We start from the raw sequence: 17050 nt of genomic DNA on the forward strand, positions 1-17050 counted from the left end.
TCGGCGCAGGCGCCACACGGAGGGGGCGTGGTTCGATGGCCCGATGGAGACCGAGAACCGCGTCGTCAGCGCCACGAGGGACATCGCCGCCCCCGCCGCCACCGTCTTCGAGCTCATCGCCGACCCGCGCCGCCAGCCCGAGTGGGACGGCAACGACAACCTCGTCGAGGTCATCGCCGGCGACCGCATCAGCGCCGCCGGAGAGGTCTTCGCGATGCGCACGACCAAGGGCAACCACCGCGACAACCTCGTCACCGACTTCGAGGAGGGCCGACGCATCGCCTGGCGCACCGGCGACGCCGGTGGGCCGCCGGCCGGTCACGAGTGGCGGTGGGAGGTCGAGCCGATCGACGATCGCACCTCCCGCGTGACGCACACCTACGACTGGACCGAGCTCGCCGACGAGCGGCGTGTGCCGCGTGCCCGCGCGACGGGGGAGCCGCAGCTCCGCGCGTCGCTCGACCGCCTCGCCACCCTTGCCGAGTCCCTCGCCTGACGCGGTCGGCGTCGCAACCGGCCGATGGTGACGCGGAAATCTCGGTCGTGCCCGGCTGCAACCGGGCACAACCGGGATTCCCCCGCCACGACCAAGGCTCTCGGGTATGCCGTGTGGTCAGGTCTCGGCGCGGAATCCCCTGAGCCGCAGGCTGTTCGTCACGACGAACACCGACGACAGTGCCATGGCGCCGCCGGCGAGCATGGGGTTGAGCAGCCCGGCTGCGGCGAGCGGGATCGCCGCGACGTTGTAGCCGAACGCCCAGAAGAGGTTGCTCTTGATCGTCGACAGCGTGCGCCGGGCGAGCCGGATGGCGTCGGGGGCGACGCGCAGGTCCCCGCGGACGAGCGTGAGGTCGCTCGCCTCGATGGCGACGTCGGTGCCGGTGCCCATCGCGAGGCCGAGGTCGGCGGTCGCGAGGGCGGCGGCGTCGTTGACGCCGTCACCCACCATGGCGACGACGGCGCCCTCGTCCTGGAGTCGGCGGACGACGTCGACCTTGTCGGCAGGCAGGACGTCGGCGACGACGTGGTCGGCGTCGATGCCCACCTCGGCCGCCACGGCCCGTGCCGCCTCGGCGTTGTCACCGGTGAGCAGCCACGGCGTGAGGCCGAGTTCGCGCAACCGTGAGATCGCCTGGGCCGACGTGGGCTTGACGGTGTCGGCGACGGTGAGGACGCCACGCGCCCGGCCGTCCCAGCCGATCGCGACCGGCGTCGCACCGGTGGCCAGTGCCCCGCGGAGGGCCTCCTCGAGCTCGGGGCCGAGGTCGAGGGACCAGTCGGCGAGCAGCCGGGGACGCCCGACGACGACGGCACGGCCCTCGACGACGCCCTGCACGCCGAGTCCGTCCACGCTCGCGAAGTCCTCGACCGGGGCGGCGGCGATGCCGGCGTCACGGCCGGCGGCGACGATGGCGCGTGCGACTGGGTGGTCCGAGCCGTCCTCGAGGAGGGTGGCGATCCGGAGCACCTCGTCGGCGTCCTCGCCCGGAGTGGGGACGACCTCGCGCAGCGACATCCGACCGGTCGTGACGGTGCCCGTCTTGTCGAGCACGACCGTGTCGACGCGCCTGGTGGACTCGAGCACCTCGGGGCCCTTGATGAGGATGCCGAGCTGCGCCCCGCGGCCCGTGCCGACCATGAGCGCGGTCGGCGTCGCGAGCCCGAGCGCGCAGGGGCAGGCGATGATGAGGACCGAGATCGCCGCGGTGAGGGCGGCCGTCCAGCCGCCTCCGCTGCCGAGCCAGTAGCCGAGCGTGGCGACGGCCAGCGCGATGACGACAGGGACGAAGATCCCCGAGATCCGGTCCGCGAGGCGCTGGACCTCGGCCTTGCCGTTCTGGGCGTCCTCGACGAGCCGGGCCATCTGCGCGAGCTGGGTGTCGCCGCCCACCCGGGTGGCGCGCACGACGATGCGCCCTCCCGAGTTGACGGTGGCGCCGACGACGGCGTCGTCGACCCCGACCTCGACGGGGACCGACTCGCCGGTGAGCATGGATGCGTCGATCGCCGACGAGCCCGACGTCACGACGCCGTCGGTGGCGACCTTCTCGCCGGGCCTCACGACGAACTCGTCGCCGACGGCGAGGTCGGCCACGGGGATGCGGTGCTCGGTCCGCTGACCATCGGGGCCGTCGCGCAGCACGGCGACGTCCTTGGCGCCCATCTGGAGGAGGGCGCGCAGGGCGGCGCCGGAGCGACGCTTGGCCCGCGCCTCGGCGTAGCGACCGGCGAGGAGGAAGGTGGTCACCCCGGCGGCGGCCTCGAGATAGATGTTGCCGCTCCCGTCGGTCCTCTCGATGGTGAGCTCGAAGGGGTGGGTCATCCCGGTCGTGCCGGCGGTCCCGAGGAAGAGGGCGTAGAGCGACCAGCCGAAGGCCGCGAGCGTGCCGACCGACACGAGCGTGTCCATCGTCGTGGCGCCGTGGCGCAGGTTGACCCAGGCCGCGCGGTGGAACGGCCAGCCGCCCCAGACGACGACGGGTGCGGCGAGGACGAGCGAGAGCCACTGCCAGTAGGTGAACTGCCAGGCCGGCACCATCGCCAGCGCCACGACCGGGACCGAGAGGACGGTCGACACGAGGAGCCGGTCCCGCAGGGGTCGGGTCGGGTCCGCGTCGCTCTCGTCTCCTGCCACGGCGGACGGCGACTCGGGAGCGGGAGGCAGGCTGGCGGCATACCCGGCCTGTGAGACGGTCTCGAGCAGCTGCTCGGGTGAGACGGTCTCGGGGAACTCGACGCGCGCCTTCTCGGTCGCGTAGTTGACCGTGGCCGTGACCCCGTCGAGCTTGTTGAGCTTGCGCTCGATGCGGTTGGCGCACGAGGCGCAGGTCATGCCGGTGATGTCGAGGTCGACGCTGTTCGTCACTGGAGCGGGTCCTCCTTCCAGGGTTCGAGGGGCTCGCCCGCGGTCACCGTGAAGGCCGCCGTGCGGACGACGCCGGCGTGCTTGAAGTCGAGGAAGAGGCGGTACGTGCCGCTCGTGGGCACGGCCGCCCCGAAGCCGATCTCGGGTCCGGGCGTCGACGAGCCGTCGCCCGGGCTGCCCTCGGGGTGGACGTGCAGGTAGGCGAGGTCGCCGGTGCGCAGCGCGACGAGGTGGCCGTAGGCGCCGAGGTAGGGGTCGAGGTCGGTGACCGGTCGGCCCTCGCGGCTCACGGAGAGGGTGAGGTCGGAGTCGGTGCCCGGTGCGAGGTTCCCGGCGAGGGTCACGGTGTAGCCGTCGACCGTGGACGTGCGGATGTCCTCGCGGGGGGACAGGGCGGCGACGTAGCTGCCGGGGACGAACACGTCGGCGCCGAGGGTCATCGCCTCGTGACCGCGAGGGGCGAAGTCGGCGAGGACCCGCCATGCACCGGGGGTCAGCTCGAGCGGCACGCTCCACGTGCCGTCGGCGGCGCGGTTCGGGTGGACGTGCTGGAACCCGGAGAAGTCCCGACGCACGACGATGAGGTGCAGCTCCTTCTCGTGCTCGACGTCGTAGGAGGTGACCGGCTTGCCGTCGGGGCCCTCGATGAGGAAGCGGAGGTCGGTGCGCGGACCGGCGGCGACCTGGTCGGGGTCGATGCGCAGCGAGTAACCGTCCTGCGACACCTGGAGGCCGCCGGGGAGCTCCGCCTCGTGGCCGGCGGAGCCAGTGTCGGTGCCGTGGCCCTCCGACCCGTCGGCGCCGTGACCACCGGCCGCCTCGGCGGGAGCCGCGCCCCCGACCGGACCCACGGGACCGACGAGCCGACCGGCGGTGAGGCTGACGGCGAGCACGGCCACGAGGGCGACGACGAACCCGACGACCCGCACGGGCGTGCTCATGCCAGCTGGTAGCCGGCTTCCTCGACGGCGGCGCGCACGGCGTCGTCCTCGAGCGGCGTGGTGCTCTCGATGGTGACGGACCCGGTGGCGAGGTCGACGTCGACGTTCTGCACGCCCTCGAGCTCGCTCACCTCCTCGGTGACGGAGGCGACGCAGTGGCCGCAGGTCATGCCGGTGACGGTGAAGGTCTGGGTGCTCATGGGGTGCTCCTTCTCGGGGGCTGCGGCAGTGGCCGCGTGGAGGGGGTGGGGTCGGGACTCCGTGTCACGACTTGACGAGACGGGCGATCGCGTCGCTCGCCTCCTTGAGCTTGGCGTCGGCCTCGGGGCCGCCCTTGCGCGCGGCGTCGGCGACGCAGTGGCTCATGTGCTGGTCGAGCAGGCCGAGGGCGACCGACTGGAGCGCCTTCGTCATCGCGGAGACCTGCGTGAGGATGTCGATGCAGTACTTCTCCTCCTCGACCATCCGCTGGAGGCCGCGCGCCTGACCCTCGATCCGGCGGAGGCGCTTGAGGTAGTCCTCCTTGTGGCCGGACTCGATGTAGGCGTGCTGGTGGTGGTCCACGTGCTCGGTCATGGCTCGATACTATACCCCCCTTGGGTATCTGTCACACACCCCCGGTTGGGCAGCGTCCGGCAACCTGACGACCTGGCCACCAGAGCTGCGGACGCAAGGGTTTAGCCGCGACCGTGCCGGGTGCGGCTGCGCAGGCGGCCGCCCGGGAGCTCGGGCGCGGGCAGCCAGGTGAGCCGGCCGGCATACCCGTCGACCTCGCCGAAGCGCTCGGCGCGCGCCTGCCACGCGTCGCGGAAGGCGACGATCTCGTCGTGGTCGCGACCGATGAAGTTCCACCACATGACGATCGACTCGTCGTAGGGCGTGCCGCCGAGCAGGACCACGCGGCTCGGCTCGAGCGCCTCGAGGGTGAGCTCGGCCGGCCCGGCGTCGACGACGCCGAGGTCGCCGCGCTCCAGCGTCGTCCCGTCGAACGTCACCCTGCCCGTGTCGACGAGGACCCCGTGCTCGTATGCCGTCTCGACCGGGACCGTCCACGTCGTGCCTGCCGCGAGGGTCACCTCTGCGCCGAGGAGCGGAGTACGGGTGCGGATCGGCGAGGTCTGGCCGGAGAGCGAGCCGACGAAGATCCGGCCCTCGACCCCGTCGGCGAGCGGGACGACGGGCGCTGCGTGGTGCTGGAACTCGCGCCCGAGGTCGCGGTCGGCCTCGGGCAGGACGACCCAGAGCTGCACGCCGTGGAGCGTGCTCGTCGCCGGCGTCGACACCTCCGAGTGGGCGATGCCGTGTCCGCTCGTCATGAGGTTGACCTCGCCCGGGCGGACCATCGCGTGGACGCCGTCGCTGTCGCGGTGCTCGACCTCGCCCTCGAAGAGCCAGCTCACCGTCTGCAGGCCGGTGTGCGGGTGCGGCGGGACGTCCATGCCACCGGTGGCGTCGACGGCATCGGGGCCGTAGTGGTCGACGAAGCACCACGCGCCGATGAAGGACCGGTCACGGTGGGGGAGCGTGCGGCGGACGGTCATGGCGCGAGGGCCGCCGAGGGGCACCTCACGCGGCGCGAGGACCTGGACCTGGGACGTGCTGGTGTCGGACACTGCGGGCTCCTCGCCGGGTGGTGTGGTGTCATGACCAGCATGGCTGATGACGTCGTCGTGACGAACAACGAGTCGGAGAAGCGCTACGAGGCTCGCCTCGGGGGCGAGCTGGCGGGCTTCGCGGAGTACCAGCTCACCGACGAGCTCGTCGTCTTCACGCACACCGAGGTGGACCCGGCGTTCGAGGGCAAGGGCGTCGGCTCCGCGCTCGCCCGCTTCGCCCTCGACGACGTGCGCGAGGCCGGCACCCGCAAGGTGTTGCCGCTGTGTCCCTTCATCAAGGGCTGGATCGAGCGGCACCGCGACTACGTGCCGCTCGTCTACGGCGTCCGGCCGAGCACCGCGACCGACTGACACGGGCCCACCCGCTCCGGCCTTCGCCGGCCTGCAAGGGCTCGCGGTCACCCGGCGGCGCGAGGGCCGTCCGGCGGGCCGTCGTCGCCGAGCGGCTTCTGGAACCACGCGACGTCCCGCCACGCCCCGTCCTTCCACCCGATCCGGCGGTAGGTGCCGACCGGCTCGAAGCCGAGCGCTCGGTGCAGGGCCACGCTCGCGTCGTTGGGCAGGGTGACGCCTCCGCACGCCATGCGCAGGCCGAGCGCCTCAAGCCGAGCGAGCAGGACGGCATACAGGGTCCTGCCGACGCCGGACCCGCGGGCCGTGTCGGCGACGTAGACGCTCACCTCGCACGACCACCGGTAGGCCGCGCGGGCCTTGAACGGCGCGCCGTAGGCGTAGCCGACGACCACCCCGTCACGCTCCGCCACGAGCCATGCGTGGCGCTCCTGGGCCGCCGCGATCCGGGCGGTGACCTCGTCGACGCCGGGTGGGACGTCCTCGAACGTCACGGTCGTGTGCTCGACGTAGTGGGCATAGATCGCGGCGCAGGGCGCGGCATCGGCCGGGGTCGCGTCCCGGATGGTCACGTCGGTCACGCCCGCCATTGTCCGCGTGATGGCCGATCCGGCACGCCGGGCACGAGGTCTTGACCGTCTTTGCGTCGTCTTGACCAAGCGCTGGGGCAATGCGGGGCGGGATCTGACCGGGCGCGTGGGCGCGGCTTCCTAGCGTCGAAAGGGTCGGCGGAAACACCGTCCGGCGTCCCACGACAGGAGATCCACGCATGTCTCGCAGACGTCTCACCGTCCTCGCCGGGGGCCTCTCGGCCGCGGCGGCAGCCACCGCCCTCTGCGTCGCGCCCGCGTCCGCCGCCACCTCCGCGGCGGGCGGTCCGGAGCCGAGCACCGGCCCTCTCGCCACCGACTCGGGCGCGTCCGTCGCCGAGATGTCGGCCCGGTGGCTCGCCAAGGAGCACGACCTGAGCATCGAGACCGCTCGTGAGCGGATCGCGTCCCAGGAGGACAAGAGTCGCAAGGCCGAGGCTCTCGAACGGTCGCTCGGCGCGCGAGCCGTGGGCTCGTTCATCGACCAGACCGGCGGCGTGCTCGTCGTCAACGTCACCGACGCCGACGCCGCTGCCCGCGTGCAGAAGGCGGGCGCGACCGCCCGCGTCGTCACCGAGGACAAGGCGGAGCTCGGCGCGTCGCAGGCGAGGGCGGTCAAGGCGCTCGGCGCCACGGTCATCGACAGCTCCGTCGACCCGGTGACCAACAAGGTCGTCGTCACCGTGCCCACCGCCGACGTCGCCGCCGCGCGGGCGCGCACGAGCGACCCGTCGGTGACGATCCAGGGCACCGACGCGACGGTGTCGACGCAGGCCAACGTCTATGGCGGGCAGCAGATCGAGTTCAGCGGCTACGTCTGCTCGCTGGGCTTCAACGCGACGAAGTCCGGCACCCCGGTCTTCATCACCGCCGGCCACTGCGCCGAGGGGAACCAGACCTTCACGCGCAACGGCACGACCCTCGGCACGACCCGCGGCTGGTCCTTCCCGGGCAACGACTACGCCTACTCGAGCCTCACCTCGAGCTGGACCGGCATCGGCGCCGTCGACCTGTGGAACGGCACGAGCGCGCGCTCCGTCACGGGCTCGAGCAACGCCGCCGTCGGCACCGCGATCTGCAAGTCGGGCCGCACGACCGGCTGGACCTGTGGCTCGGTCCAGACCAAGAACGTCACCGTCAACTACAACAACGGCGACGGCACCTACTCGACCGTGAGCGGCCTGACGAAGTCCAACACCTGCACCGAGGGTGGCGACTCCGGCGGCTCGTGGATGGCGGGCAACCTCGCCCAGGGCGTGACGAGCGGCGGCGCCGGCTACGGCTCCAACGGCGTCTGCGGCCAGAAGGTCGGCCAGCCCAACATCGCCTACTTCCAGCCGATCGGCGAGATCCTCTCCGTCTACGGCCTCACCCTCAAGACCGCCTGACCCCGCGCGCCCTTCGCGGGGCGCGCGAGACGCAAGCCCGCGTATGCCGTGTGGTCCGACCCCTTCCGGACCGCACGGCACGCGTGCTCGGGGGCAGATACGGTCGGGCCATGGCGACGCACGACGGACGGTGGCCGGCCGGCTCACCCTGCTGGGTGGAGATCACGGTGGGCGACCTGGAGCGCAGCCAGGCCTTCTATGCGGCGGTGCTGGGGTGGGCGTTCGAGGACAGCGGCCCCGACTACGGGCACTACCGGAACGCGCTCGTCGCGGGACGCCGCGTCGCTGGCATGTCGCCCCCGCTCGAGGGCGTCGAGGACTGGCCGAAGGTGTGGACGACCTACCTCGCCACCGACGACGTCGAGGTGACCGCGGAGCGTGCCTCGGCAGCGGGGGCGCAGGTCGTCATGGAGCCGATGGACATCGCCGCGTTCGGTCGGGTGGGGCTCTGGGTCGACCCGGGCGGCGCGGCGTTCGGCGGTTGGGAGGCGTTGGAGCACAACGGTTTCGGCATCCACGACGAGCACGGGGCCGTGTCGTGGGTCGACCTCGTCACTCCCGACCTGCGTGCGGCGAAGACGTTCTACCGAAGCGTGTTCGGGCTGTCGTTCGAGGACCTGTCGGTGCCGGGGATCGGCTACGCGACGTTCACACCAGCGGGTGCTGCGTGGCCCGCGGGAGGGGTTGGCGACCAGGTCGACGGTGACGTCGCCGGTCCGCGGTGGTGCGTGACCTTCGCCGTCGACGACGTCGACGCTGCCGTGCAGCGGGTGCTGGACGCAGGCGGGTCCGCGCCGAACGATCCCGTCGACACCGAGTCCGGCCGGATCGCCACGGTCGCCGGGCCCGACGGCGAGGAGTTCTCCCTCATGACGCCGAGTGGCGGCGCCGACCTCAGCGAACCCGGCTGACGCGGGCCTCGTCCCACACCGGCTCCGGCGTCTCGACGACGCGTCCGTCGCTGCCGAAGACGAGGAACCGGTCGAAGCCACGGGCAAACCAGCGGTCGTGCGTCACCGCGAGCACCGTCCCCTCGAAGGCCGTGAGCGCCTGCTCGAGGGCCTCGGCCGAGTGCAGGTCGAGGTTGTCGGTCGGCTCGTCGAGGAGCAGCAGCGTCGCACCCGACAGCTCGAGCAGCAGGATCTGGAAGCGCGCCTGCTGCCCGCCCGAGAGCGAGTCGAAGGTCTGCTCGCCCTGCCGCGCCAGCTCGTAGCGGTCGAGGACCCGGCTGGCCTCCTCGCGCCCGCGGCCCGCACGGTGCGCGTCGCCGCGGTGCAGGATCTCGAGGAGCGTGCGTCCACGCAGCGCCGGCGAGTCGTGGGTCTGGGCGAACCATCCGGGACGAACCCGCGACCCGAGACGCGCAGAACCGCTGTGCCGCACCGGTTCCGGCGCGATGTCGCCCACCGGCTGGTGCTCGACGTCAGGGTCGCTGCCACCCGCGGCGAGGAGCCGGAGGAAGTGCGACTTGCCCGACCCGTTGGAGCCGAGGACGGCGACGCGCTCGCCGAACCAGACCTCGAGGTCGAACGGCCGCATGAGGTCGTCGGCTCCGGAGTCGGGGTCCGGGGCGAGGAGCTCGAGTCCCGTGCACACCACCGCACGCTTGGCGGTGCGACCTCCGGTGAGGCGCATCCGCACGTTCTGCGGGATCGCGACCTTCTCGGGCGGCCCGGCCTTCTCGAACCGGTCGAGCTTCGTCACGGCTGCCTGGAGGCGCGAGGCCATGTCGGAGTTGTAGGCAGCCTTCTGGCGGTACATGACGACGAGCGCCTTGAGCTTGGCGTGCTCCTCGTCCCAGCGGCGGCGCATCTCCTCGAGCCGGTCGTTGCGGTCGACCCGCGCCTGGTGCCACGTCGCGAACGAGCCCGGGTGCGTCCACGCCGTGGCACCGTTGGCGCCGGGCTCGAGCGTGACGACGGCCGTCGCGACGCGCGAGAGCAGCTCGCGGTCGTGGCTGATGAAGAGCACCGTCTTGTCGCTCGCGAGCAGCCGCTCCTCGAGCCACCGCTTCGCCGGCACGTCGAGGTAGTTGTCCGGCTCGTCGAGCAGCAGGAGGTCCGCCGGGCCGCTGAGCAGCGCCTCGAGGACGACCCGCTTCTGCTCGCCTCCCGAGAGGGAGGTGACGGCGCGCCACTGCGCCCGCTCGAACGGCATACCCAGGGCCTGTGTCGTCACCGTGTCCCACACGGTCGTCTCGAACTCGTAGCCGCCGGCGTCGCCCCAGTCGGCGAGGGCCTGGGCGTAGGCCATCTGCGCCGCCTCGTCGTCGACCTCCATGATCCGCAGCTCGGCGGCGTCGACGGCGAGGGCAGCCTTGCGGATGCGTTCTGGCGCAACGGAGATGAGCAGGTCGCGCACGGTGGACTCGTCGCGGACCTTGCCGACGAACTGGTTCATCACGGCGAGCGTGCCGGAGAGCGTGACGGCGCCCTCGTGCGCCGCGAGGTCGCCGGAGATGATCCGGGTCAGCGTCGTCTTGCCGGTGCCGTTGGGCCCGATGAGCGCCACGCGCTGCCCGTCGCCGACGCGGAACTGGACGGCGTCGAGCAGCGGACGTCCGTCGGGGAGCGTGAACCCGACCTGGTTGACCTCGAGATGTGCCACGGGACCCGATTGTCCAAGCCCGTATGCCGTCCCGTCACCTGAGATTCCGAGGGCGCCGGCCGCCTTGACCGTCGGGGACAATGAGACGAACACCGACCGCAGCCTCGACAAGGAGTAGCCGTGCCCGAGGGAACCGTCCGATGGTTCGACACCGACCGGGGGTTCGGCTTCATCGCCCTGGGTCAGGACGCAGAGGACCTCTACGTCCATGCGTCCGAGATCGTCAGCGACGACGCGATGAAGCAGCTCCGCGAGGGTCAGGTGGTCGAGTTCGAGATCGGCGAGGGGGACCGCGGCCCGCAGGCACGCCGGGTCCGGGTCACGGCCGACCGGGCCGCCGATGCGCCGCTGGGCGTGCTCGGCACCGTCTCCTGGTACGAACCCGCCAAGGGGTACGGCTTCATCACGCCCGACGGTGGTGGAGCCGAGATCTTCGTGCACAGCTCGGCCATCGTGGGTGGCGGTGTCCTCTCGGACGGGCAGCGGGTGGCGTTCCTCGTCGTCGACGGGGAGAAGGGGCCGCAGGCGGACCATCTTCTGCCCCTGGGACCCGAGGCCGCTCAGCAGCGTGCGACATCCGACGGGGCGGACGGGACGGTGTCCTGGTACGACACGGACAAGGGCTTCGGCTTCATCGCGCCCGACTCGGGCGGCGCCGACGTCTTCGTCCACGTCCGGGAGCTGGCCGACGGGGTTCCCGACCTGGGAGAGGGTGACCGCGTGTCCTACGACGTCGTCATGAGCGAGAAGGGCCCGCAGGCTCGCGACGTGCGCCTCGCGCGCGGCTCGGCAACGCGGGGCGCACCCTCGACGTCGTCGGCCCGGGTTCGGCCAGGACGGGCGGGGACCCCTGACGTCCCGGTGCGCGGCGGCGAGGGAGTAGTCGCGCGGTACGACGCGGAGCGAGGCTTCGGCTTCATCACTCCGGACGCGGGGGGCGCTGACCTGTTCGTGCACGCGTCGGTTCTCAGGAACGGTGAGGCGCTGCAGTTCGGCGATCGGGTCCGGTACCAGATCCGACAGAGTGATCGAGGACCCCAGGCAGACCGCGTCGAACGGGTCTGAGCCGGCGGTGCGGCCATGAGCCGTCCTGAAGGTGCGCGTCCCGGAAAAGAGCGACCAGTCAGGCGCCAAGTCTGTCGCCACACGCCTTGGTGGGGAGACACTGGGGCATGGACACGAGCAGGGGGCTCAGGTGCAGGGTCGGGTGGCATCGCTGGCACGTCGTGACAGAGGAGCACATGGAGGTGCGAGTCTGCGACGACTGCGGTCGGCGCCGCTTCAACGGGCCGCTGCCCGGCGGTGACAAGGTGCCGCCCGCCAGCTGGGGGATGAACTACACCGGGGGAGGCGGGTTCGGGGGCGACGGGGGCTGACGACCGGCGGCGAACGCCGTGGGTGACGACCCCGACCGCCGTGGACGCGCGCGGGTAGGTTGGCGGTCATGGCCGCTGCTCAGCACCCACTGGACCTCTTCGGGATCGACGGGCTGATCTCGGCCGACGACCGCGACATGCGTGACACCGTCCGCGCCTTCCTCGACGCCGAGGTCCGACCGCACGTGGGCGGCTGGTTCGAGGCCGGCTCCGTGCCCGTCAAGGAGATCGCTCCGACGTTCGGCGAGCTCGGCCTGCTCGGCATGCACCTCGAGGGCTACGGCTGCGCTGGGACGAGCGCGACGGCATACGGGCTGGCCTGTGCCGAGCTGGAGGCGGTCGACTCGGGCATCCGGAGTCTCGTGAGCGTCCAGGGGTCGCTCGCGATGTTCGCGATCCACCGCTTCGGGAGCGAGGAGCAGAAGCACGAGTGGCTCCCGCGGATGGCGGCGGGACAGGCCATCGGGTGCTTCGGCCTCACCGAGCCCGACTTCGGTTCCAACCCCGCCGGGATGCGGACCCGGGCCAGGCGCGACGGTGACGACTGGGTCCTCGATGGCAGCAAGATGTGGATCACCAACGGGTCGGTCGCCGACGTCGCCGTCGTCTGGGCGCGCACCGACGACAGCGACGGCTCGACCGTTCGCGGCTTCGTCGTGCCGACGGACACCCCGGGCTTCTCGGCACCAGAGATCAAGGGCAAGCTCTCGCTGCGCGCGTCGATCACCTCCGAGCTCGTCCTCGAGGGCCTTCGGCTTCCGGCCTCGGCGATGCTGCCCGAGGCGCGTGGTCTGTCCGGGCCGCTGTCGTGCCTCTCGGAGGCGCGGTTCGGCATCGTCTTCGGCGCGCTGGGCGCCGCCCGCGACTGCCTCGAGGTGGCGATCGCCTACGCGCAGGAGCGCGAGATCTTCGACAAGCCGCTCGCGGGCTACCAGATCACCCAGACCAAGCTCGCCGACATGACCCTCGAGCTCGGCAAGGGGATGCTGCTCGCGCTCCACCTCGGGGCGCTCAAGGATGCGGGCAACCTGCGCCCCGAGCAGGTCAGCCTCGGCAAGCTCAACTCCTGCCGCGAGGCGATCGCCATCGCCCGCGAGTGCCGGACGATCCTCGGCGCCAACGGGATCGCGCTCGAGTACTCGCCGATGCGCCACGCCAACAACCTCGAGTCCGTCCTCACCTACGAGGGCACGTCCGAGGTCCACCAGCTCGTGATCGGCCAGGCCCTGACGGGGCACCCGGCGTTCCGGTGAGGCTGCCGGCCCACCGAGAGTTCGATCGGGCCGGATAGGAGTGTCTAGGTCTGCTGCTAGAAGACACTAGCGGCAGGCATCGAGGAGGGAACGATGACCGACAACACCTTCGCCACCGACTACGAGCGCGCCCGCGAGAAGTTCGAGCTGGGGGAGTACAAGGAGGCGGCGGTCATCTTCGCCGAGCTCGTCGACCGCTCGGCCCTGGAGCCGCCGCTGCACGGGACGACCGAGCTGCGGCTCTACCTCGCGCGTTCCTACTACCACTCGGCCCAGCTCGCCCGGGCCGAGGAGATCCTGCGCGCCATGCTCGTCGACCACCGCGACGACCACTACGCGCTGCTCCTCCTCGGCCGCACGCTCCAGCGCCAGAGCCGCCACGAGGAGGCCAGGCCCCACCTCGCCATGGCCAAGCTGCTCGGCGGCTACGACATCGACGGGCCCGACCTCCCGGAGGACTGAGGCCCCCGCGACCGCTCGTCGTAAACCTTGTACAAACCCTTGACAAACCTTCCACAGGGGAGTTGTCTGGTCACCGAGGCCCTCCCCCTCAGGGCCCACATCCCCTACAGGAGGACGTCATGAAGAAGCTCGTCGCCACTGCCGCCGCCGGAGCCGCCGCCCTCGCGGTCACCGTCGCCACCGCCCCCGCCGCCAGCGCCAAGCCGGACACCGACTGCCAGCGCGCCGGCATGAACTTCCTCAAGGACAATGGCCTCTTCTCGGCCGTCGCCGAAGGTGGCCTGCCCATCGCGACCGCGGTGAGCGTTGGCGTCGCTCCGCGCAAGGGCACCGACGTCGCCTCGCTGCCGGACCCGCTGCCGCTCAGCGTGGTGCTCGCCGACCACCGCGCCGGAGCGAACAGCCTCTTCGACTACCCCTGGTGCTGAGCGGGTCGCCCCTTCCCGCACGCGCAGGGCTGCCGACGCCGCCCCTCACTCAAGCAGCCGGGTGAGGGGCGGCGTCCTGCCGTCACGCCTCGGTTCACGAGCGGTGCTGTCGTGCCTGGGACGTGGCCAGGGCTTGCGTTACCCGGCGGCGCGCTAGCTCGAGACGGGCATTCCCTCGAGCGAGGAGCGCAGCGCCTCGACCCCGTCCGCGAGGTCGTGGCCGAGGAGAAGTGCCCCGCGGGTCTCGTCCTGGTGGCGTCCGCCGACGGCGACGACGGCCTGGGGGGCCTCGACCCGGAGCCGGTCGATGACCGCCTGCGCACCGGCGACGTCGGCCTGGCGCGGGACCGACAGCACCGCCGCACCCGCATGGCGCCCGGCGACCGCCGTCACCCAGTCCTGGGCGGGCAGGTCGGCGCCGAGGTAGGCGGTCCGCAGACCGGCCCGCCGGGCTCCGACGGCGAAGGCGAGGAGCCCGAGCTCGTGACGGGCGCCGGCCGGCAGTGCCAGGACGACGAGCGGACCGTCGGTCGTCTTCGGCGCTGCGTCATAGAGCGCGGAGAGGCGTCGCTGGACGGCGTTGCTCACGAGGTGCTCCCCTGCCGGCGTGATCCGACCGTCCGCCCATGCCCCGCCGACCGCGAAGAGGACCGGCAGCAGCCACTCGTGGGCCACCCGGCTGAAGTCGGCGAGCCGGCCACCCCCGTCTCCGAGGACGCCTTCGAGCCCTCGGTCGAGCGCGCGCCCCAGTCGCTGGGCGTCGAGGTCGTGTGCCGCGGCGAGGACCTCGTCGAGGCCCTCGGGCTGGTTCGCCTCGGAGTCGACGAGTGACGGGTCGGCCACGGGCCGCTGCACGCCGTCCGACCCCACGACCCGGCGCTTGGTCTCGGCGGCGGCCTCACTGGCCGTCCACCCGTCCGCGACGAGCGCTGCCATGATCGACAGCGCCCGCACGTCGGAGTCGGAGTAGAGCCGGTAGTGGCCTTCGGAGCGAACCGGTGAGACCACGCCGTAGCGGCGCTCCCAGGCGCGCAGCGTCGGCACCCCGATGCCGGTGAGCTCCGCCGCGCGCTTGATCGTGTACATGGTTTGTCCAGAGTACGCCCGCAAGGCCGAACGGGCCATCACTCGTGGAGTGCCGGCCGCTGTGCACCGGGGTCGCTGCGCCCCACGGGCGTGCGGCGTGCCGATCTCACCCCTGCGAGACCCGCGCCTCCAGCGAGAGGAGGAACTCTTTGGCAGCCGGCCCACCGGCATACCCACCGACGCGACCACCCACGGAACCGCCGGCCGGGAGCACCCGGTGGCACGGCACGAAGACGCAGACCGGGTTGGCGCCGAGCGCGGTCCCCACGGCTCGTGACGCACGCGGCCGCGAGATCGCACCGGCGAGCTCGCCGTAGGTCGTCGACGCCCCGTAGCCCACCCGCGACGCGAGTCCGGTGAGCACCGAACGCTGGAAGTCGCTCGCGAGGACGAGGTCGACCGGCACCGAGAAACCGGTCGCCTTCCCGGACAGGTATGCCGTGAGCTCGCGTCGCACGGTGTCGAGCGGCTTCGCGTGGCGCAGGACTCGCGGCGAGACGAGGTCGGCGAGGCGCTGGAGCCACGCGGACTCGTCCTCGTCGCCGGGGACGTAGGCGGACGTGACGAGCCGGCCGTCCTCGCGCACCGCGAGGAGGAGCCGACCCACGGGGGTGTCCTCGACGGCATACGAGACATCGGTCTCCGGCAGGACCGGCCGACGCACGGTGGGCGCGAAGCCCTCGAAGGGGTGGGCGGTCATCGCAGGTCCTCCAGGTCGAGTCGCAGGGTGGCGAGGGCATCGGACACGAGCCGGCGGCTCATCGCGGGCGACGTGCCGAGGGCGGCGGCGACGGCGCGGTGGTCGAGGTCGGCGACGTACTTGAGGACGACCGCCTCGCGCTGTCGCTCGGGCAGCGCGCCGACGCGGCCCCAGAGCCCGTCGTCGGGTGCGGCCGGCCCGTCGACGACCGGCGCGGCGGCGAGGGAGGCGGGATCGTCGTGCGGCGTCGTGCGGCGGGCGGCGCGGTGGGCGTCCATCGCGCAGCGGTGTGTGATGGTGAGCAACCAGCCGCGCAGGTTGCGGGTCGACGTCAGCCGCGGGTAGGCCGCGAGCGCCTGCACCCAGGCCTGCTGCGCGACGTCGTCGCCGAGGGTCGGTCCGGCGAGGGCATGGGCGAGCCGGCCGACGTCGCGCCAGTGGGCGTCGACGAGGCTCTGGAACGGCGGCAGGCTCACGATGGTTGAACGGTATGCCGTGCCGTCCTGTGAGTCGCTGCCCCCGCGGAGGTGCGCGCGCTGCCACGATGGGGCCATGGAGGCGCGTGCGGCTGGGCCCCCACCGGGGGACCGCGGGCGACCTCGCGTCGTCGCCCACCGCGGGGCGAGCGCCGAGGAGCCCGAGCACACGCTCGCGGCCTACACCCGGGCCTACTCGCACGGTGTCGACGGCATCGAGTGCGACGTCCGGCTCACCGCCGACCACCACCTCGTCTGCGTCCACGACCGCCGGGTCGACCGCACGAGCAACGGCAACGGCGTCATCTCGACGCTCGAGCTCGCGCGGCTCGAGGAGCTCGACTGGGCGAGCTGGAAGGAGCTCGACGACGGCTCGTCGAAGGAGGACGCCGACGTCGACCCCGAGCGGGGGCGCCTGCTCACCCTGCGCCGCCTCCTCGACTCGCTCGTGGCGCAGCACGAGCCGCTGCTCACCCTCATCGAGACCAAGCACCCGACGCGCTACGGCGGGCTCGTCGAGCGCCAGCTGGTCACGGTCCTGCGCGACCTGGGCCTGACGAGCGGCGACCTGCCGCAGCTGCCCCACGTGCGCGTCATGTCGTTCTCGATCCTCGCGCTCATGCGGATGCGGGGGCTCGCACCGCAGGTGCCGCTCGTCTACCTCGTCGAGGCGTCGGCGCCGCGGTTCTCGTGGGACGGGTCCCTGCCGCGGGGCGTCAACATCATCGGACTCGACGTCCGGATCGTGCGCCGCACGCCGTCGGTCGTGCGCGCGCACCAGCGGCGGGGTCACGAGGTCTATGTCTGGACGGTCAACGAGCCCGATGACGTGCGCAGGTGTGCCGACCTCGGAGTCGACGTCATCATCAGCGATCGGCCCGGGGACGTGCTGGGTCTGCTGGGTTAGAGT

Annotated in this window: 20 protein-coding genes; 10 read left to right on the top strand and 10 right to left on the bottom strand. The window is 72.3% G+C overall.

Features of this window, described 5'->3' with window-relative positions:
- Window positions 1–43 precede the first annotated feature (43 nt).
- A complete protein-coding gene (locus N798_RS03215; RefSeq protein ID WP_035946234.1) occupies window positions 44–496 on the top strand; it encodes an SRPBCC family protein in 453 nt (150 codons plus the stop codon).
- 117 nt (window positions 497–613) lie between these two features.
- Here the strand turns inward: N798_RS03215 and N798_RS03220 are convergent, their stop codons facing one another.
- From N798_RS03220 to N798_RS03240, 5 genes are all read right to left on the bottom strand, one after another.
- On the bottom strand, window positions 614–2833 hold the full coding sequence (locus tag N798_RS03220; protein WP_052116868.1) for a heavy metal translocating P-type ATPase: 2220 nt from the start codon (window positions 2831–2833) through the stop codon (window positions 614–616).
- A 29-nt stretch (window positions 2834–2862) separates the two neighbouring features.
- On the bottom strand, window positions 2863–3807 hold the full coding sequence (locus N798_RS03225) for a hypothetical protein (RefSeq protein WP_035946236.1): 945 nt from the start codon (window positions 3805–3807) through the stop codon (window positions 2863–2865).
- Window positions 3804–4007, bottom strand: coding sequence for a heavy-metal-associated domain-containing protein (locus N798_RS03230; protein ID WP_035946237.1), 204 nt, complete (start codon window positions 4005–4007; stop codon window positions 3804–3806). The genes N798_RS03225 and N798_RS03230 overlap by 4 nt, the downstream gene beginning before the upstream one ends.
- A gap of 64 nt (window positions 4008–4071) precedes the next feature.
- Complete coding sequence (locus N798_RS03235; protein ID WP_035946238.1) at window positions 4072–4383, bottom strand: metal-sensitive transcriptional regulator; 312 nt, start codon at window positions 4381–4383, stop codon at window positions 4072–4074.
- A gap of 101 nt (window positions 4384–4484) precedes the next feature.
- Window positions 4485–5348, bottom strand: coding sequence for a pirin family protein (locus N798_RS03240; RefSeq protein WP_084100052.1), 864 nt, complete (start codon window positions 5346–5348; stop codon window positions 4485–4487).
- Window positions 5349–5459: 111 nt separating this feature from the next.
- On the opposite strand from N798_RS03240, the gene N798_RS03245 reads away from it, so the two are divergent.
- Window positions 5460–5774, top strand: a complete 315-nt coding sequence (locus N798_RS03245) for a GNAT family N-acetyltransferase (RefSeq protein ID WP_035946292.1) — start codon at window positions 5460–5462, stop codon at window positions 5772–5774.
- Window positions 5775–5821: 47 nt separating this feature from the next.
- Here N798_RS03245 and N798_RS03250 read toward each other — a convergent pair whose 3' ends face one another.
- Window positions 5822–6355: a GNAT family N-acetyltransferase gene (locus tag N798_RS03250; protein WP_229708405.1), complete on the bottom strand. Its 534-nt coding sequence runs from the start codon at window positions 6353–6355 to the stop codon at window positions 5822–5824.
- A 188-nt stretch (window positions 6356–6543) separates the two neighbouring features.
- Between N798_RS03250 and N798_RS03255 the strand changes: the two genes are divergently transcribed.
- Both N798_RS03255 and N798_RS03260 read left to right on the top strand, forming a co-directional pair.
- On the top strand, window positions 6544–7752 hold the full coding sequence (locus N798_RS03255) for a S1 family peptidase (protein ID WP_035946241.1): 1209 nt from the start codon (window positions 6544–6546) through the stop codon (window positions 7750–7752).
- A 110-nt stretch (window positions 7753–7862) separates the two neighbouring features.
- Window positions 7863–8663 carry a VOC family protein gene (locus tag N798_RS03260; RefSeq protein WP_035946243.1) on the top strand — a complete coding sequence of 267 codons (801 nt, stop codon included), beginning with the start codon at window positions 7863–7865 and terminating at the stop codon, window positions 8661–8663.
- Here the strand turns inward: N798_RS03260 and N798_RS03265 are convergent.
- A complete protein-coding gene (locus N798_RS03265) occupies window positions 8647–10359 on the bottom strand; it encodes an ABC-F family ATP-binding cassette domain-containing protein (RefSeq protein ID WP_035946245.1) in 1713 nt (570 codons plus the stop codon). The genes N798_RS03260 and N798_RS03265 overlap by 17 nt on opposite strands.
- Window positions 10360–10479: 120 nt before the next feature.
- Here N798_RS03265 and N798_RS18855 point away from each other — a divergent pair, with 120 nt between their 5' ends.
- The 5 genes from N798_RS18855 (at window position 10480) to N798_RS03290 (ending at window position 13878) form a co-directional block, all read left to right on the top strand.
- Window positions 10480–11424: a cold-shock protein gene (locus N798_RS18855; protein ID WP_035946247.1), complete on the top strand. Its 945-nt coding sequence runs from the start codon at window positions 10480–10482 to the stop codon at window positions 11422–11424.
- A 176-nt stretch (window positions 11425–11600) separates the two neighbouring features.
- Complete coding sequence (locus N798_RS18860) at window positions 11601–11735, top strand: hypothetical protein (protein ID WP_268234560.1); 135 nt, start codon at window positions 11601–11603, stop codon at window positions 11733–11735.
- A 68-nt stretch (window positions 11736–11803) separates the two neighbouring features.
- A complete protein-coding gene (locus tag N798_RS03280; protein ID WP_035946251.1) occupies window positions 11804–12988 on the top strand; it encodes an acyl-CoA dehydrogenase family protein in 1185 nt (394 codons plus the stop codon).
- Window positions 12989–13081: 93 nt separating this feature from the next.
- Window positions 13082–13450, top strand: a complete 369-nt coding sequence (locus N798_RS03285) for a tetratricopeptide repeat protein (RefSeq protein ID WP_035946252.1) — start codon at window positions 13082–13084, stop codon at window positions 13448–13450.
- 119 nt (window positions 13451–13569) lie between these two features.
- Window positions 13570–13878 carry a hypothetical protein gene (locus tag N798_RS03290; protein ID WP_035946254.1) on the top strand — a complete coding sequence of 103 codons (309 nt, stop codon included), beginning with the start codon at window positions 13570–13572 and terminating at the stop codon, window positions 13876–13878.
- Window positions 13879–14031: 153 nt separating this feature from the next.
- Here N798_RS03290 and N798_RS03295 read toward each other — a convergent pair whose 3' ends face one another.
- The 3 genes from N798_RS03295 to N798_RS03305 all read right to left on the bottom strand — a co-directional run bounded on the left by N798_RS03295 (window position 14032) and on the right by N798_RS03305 (window position 16140).
- Window positions 14032–14964, bottom strand: coding sequence for a MerR family transcriptional regulator (locus N798_RS03295; RefSeq protein WP_035946256.1), 933 nt, complete (start codon window positions 14962–14964; stop codon window positions 14032–14034).
- A gap of 106 nt (window positions 14965–15070) precedes the next feature.
- Window positions 15071–15664, bottom strand: a complete 594-nt coding sequence (locus N798_RS03300; RefSeq protein ID WP_035946258.1) for a methylated-DNA--[protein]-cysteine S-methyltransferase — start codon at window positions 15662–15664, stop codon at window positions 15071–15073.
- On the bottom strand, window positions 15661–16140 hold the full coding sequence (locus N798_RS03305; protein ID WP_035946260.1) for an RNA polymerase sigma factor: 480 nt from the start codon (window positions 16138–16140) through the stop codon (window positions 15661–15663). Before N798_RS03305 ends, N798_RS03300 begins: the two co-directional genes overlap by 4 nt.
- A 76-nt stretch (window positions 16141–16216) precedes the next feature.
- On the opposite strand from N798_RS03305, the gene N798_RS03310 reads away from it, so the two are divergent.
- Window positions 16217–17047 carry a glycerophosphodiester phosphodiesterase gene (locus N798_RS03310; RefSeq protein ID WP_035946261.1) on the top strand — a complete coding sequence of 277 codons (831 nt, stop codon included), beginning with the start codon at window positions 16217–16219 and terminating at the stop codon, window positions 17045–17047.
- Window positions 17048–17050: the final 3 nt, after the last annotated feature.

It is taken from the genome of Knoellia flava TL1, assembly GCF_000768675.1.
Taxonomy (GTDB): Bacteria; Actinomycetota; Actinomycetes; order Actinomycetales; family Dermatophilaceae; genus Knoellia; species Knoellia flava.

What these genes read in the sequence shown, in the direction of transcription:
- N798_RS03215 (WP_035946234.1), top strand. Translation starts at nt 44, where the DNA reads ATGGAGACCGAGAACCGCGTCGTCAGCGCCACGAGGGACATCGCCGCC.
- N798_RS03220 (WP_052116868.1), bottom strand. Translation starts at nt 2,833, where the DNA reads ATGACCTGCGCCTCGTGCGCCAACCGCATCGAGCGCAAGCTCAACAAG.
- N798_RS03225 (WP_035946236.1), bottom strand. Translation starts at nt 3,807, where the DNA reads ATGAGCACGCCCGTGCGGGTCGTCGGGTTCGTCGTCGCCCTCGTGGCC.
- N798_RS03230 (WP_035946237.1), bottom strand. Translation starts at nt 4,007, where the DNA reads ATGAGCACCCAGACCTTCACCGTCACCGGCATGACCTGCGGCCACTGC.
- N798_RS03235 (WP_035946238.1), bottom strand. Translation starts at nt 4,383, where the DNA reads ATGACCGAGCACGTGGACCACCACCAGCACGCCTACATCGAGTCCGGC.
- N798_RS03240 (WP_084100052.1), bottom strand. Translation starts at nt 5,348, where the DNA reads ATGACCGTCCGCCGCACGCTCCCCCACCGTGACCGGTCCTTCATCGGC.
- N798_RS03245 (WP_035946292.1), top strand. Translation starts at nt 5,460, where the DNA reads ATGGCTGATGACGTCGTCGTGACGAACAACGAGTCGGAGAAGCGCTAC.
- N798_RS03255 (WP_035946241.1), top strand. Translation starts at nt 6,544, where the DNA reads ATGTCTCGCAGACGTCTCACCGTCCTCGCCGGGGGCCTCTCGGCCGCG.
- N798_RS03260 (WP_035946243.1), top strand. Translation starts at nt 7,863, where the DNA reads ATGGCGACGCACGACGGACGGTGGCCGGCCGGCTCACCCTGCTGGGTG.
- N798_RS18860 (WP_268234560.1), top strand. Translation starts at nt 11,601, where the DNA reads ATGGAGGTGCGAGTCTGCGACGACTGCGGTCGGCGCCGCTTCAACGGG.
- N798_RS03280 (WP_035946251.1), top strand. Translation starts at nt 11,804, where the DNA reads ATGGCCGCTGCTCAGCACCCACTGGACCTCTTCGGGATCGACGGGCTG.
- N798_RS03285 (WP_035946252.1), top strand. Translation starts at nt 13,082, where the DNA reads ATGACCGACAACACCTTCGCCACCGACTACGAGCGCGCCCGCGAGAAG.
- N798_RS03290 (WP_035946254.1), top strand. Translation starts at nt 13,570, where the DNA reads ATGAAGAAGCTCGTCGCCACTGCCGCCGCCGGAGCCGCCGCCCTCGCG.
- N798_RS03295 (WP_035946256.1), bottom strand. Translation starts at nt 14,964, where the DNA reads ATGTACACGATCAAGCGCGCGGCGGAGCTCACCGGCATCGGGGTGCCG.
- N798_RS03300 (WP_035946258.1), bottom strand. Translation starts at nt 15,664, where the DNA reads ATGACCGCCCACCCCTTCGAGGGCTTCGCGCCCACCGTGCGTCGGCCG.
- N798_RS03310 (WP_035946261.1), top strand. Translation starts at nt 16,217, where the DNA reads ATGGAGGCGCGTGCGGCTGGGCCCCCACCGGGGGACCGCGGGCGACCT.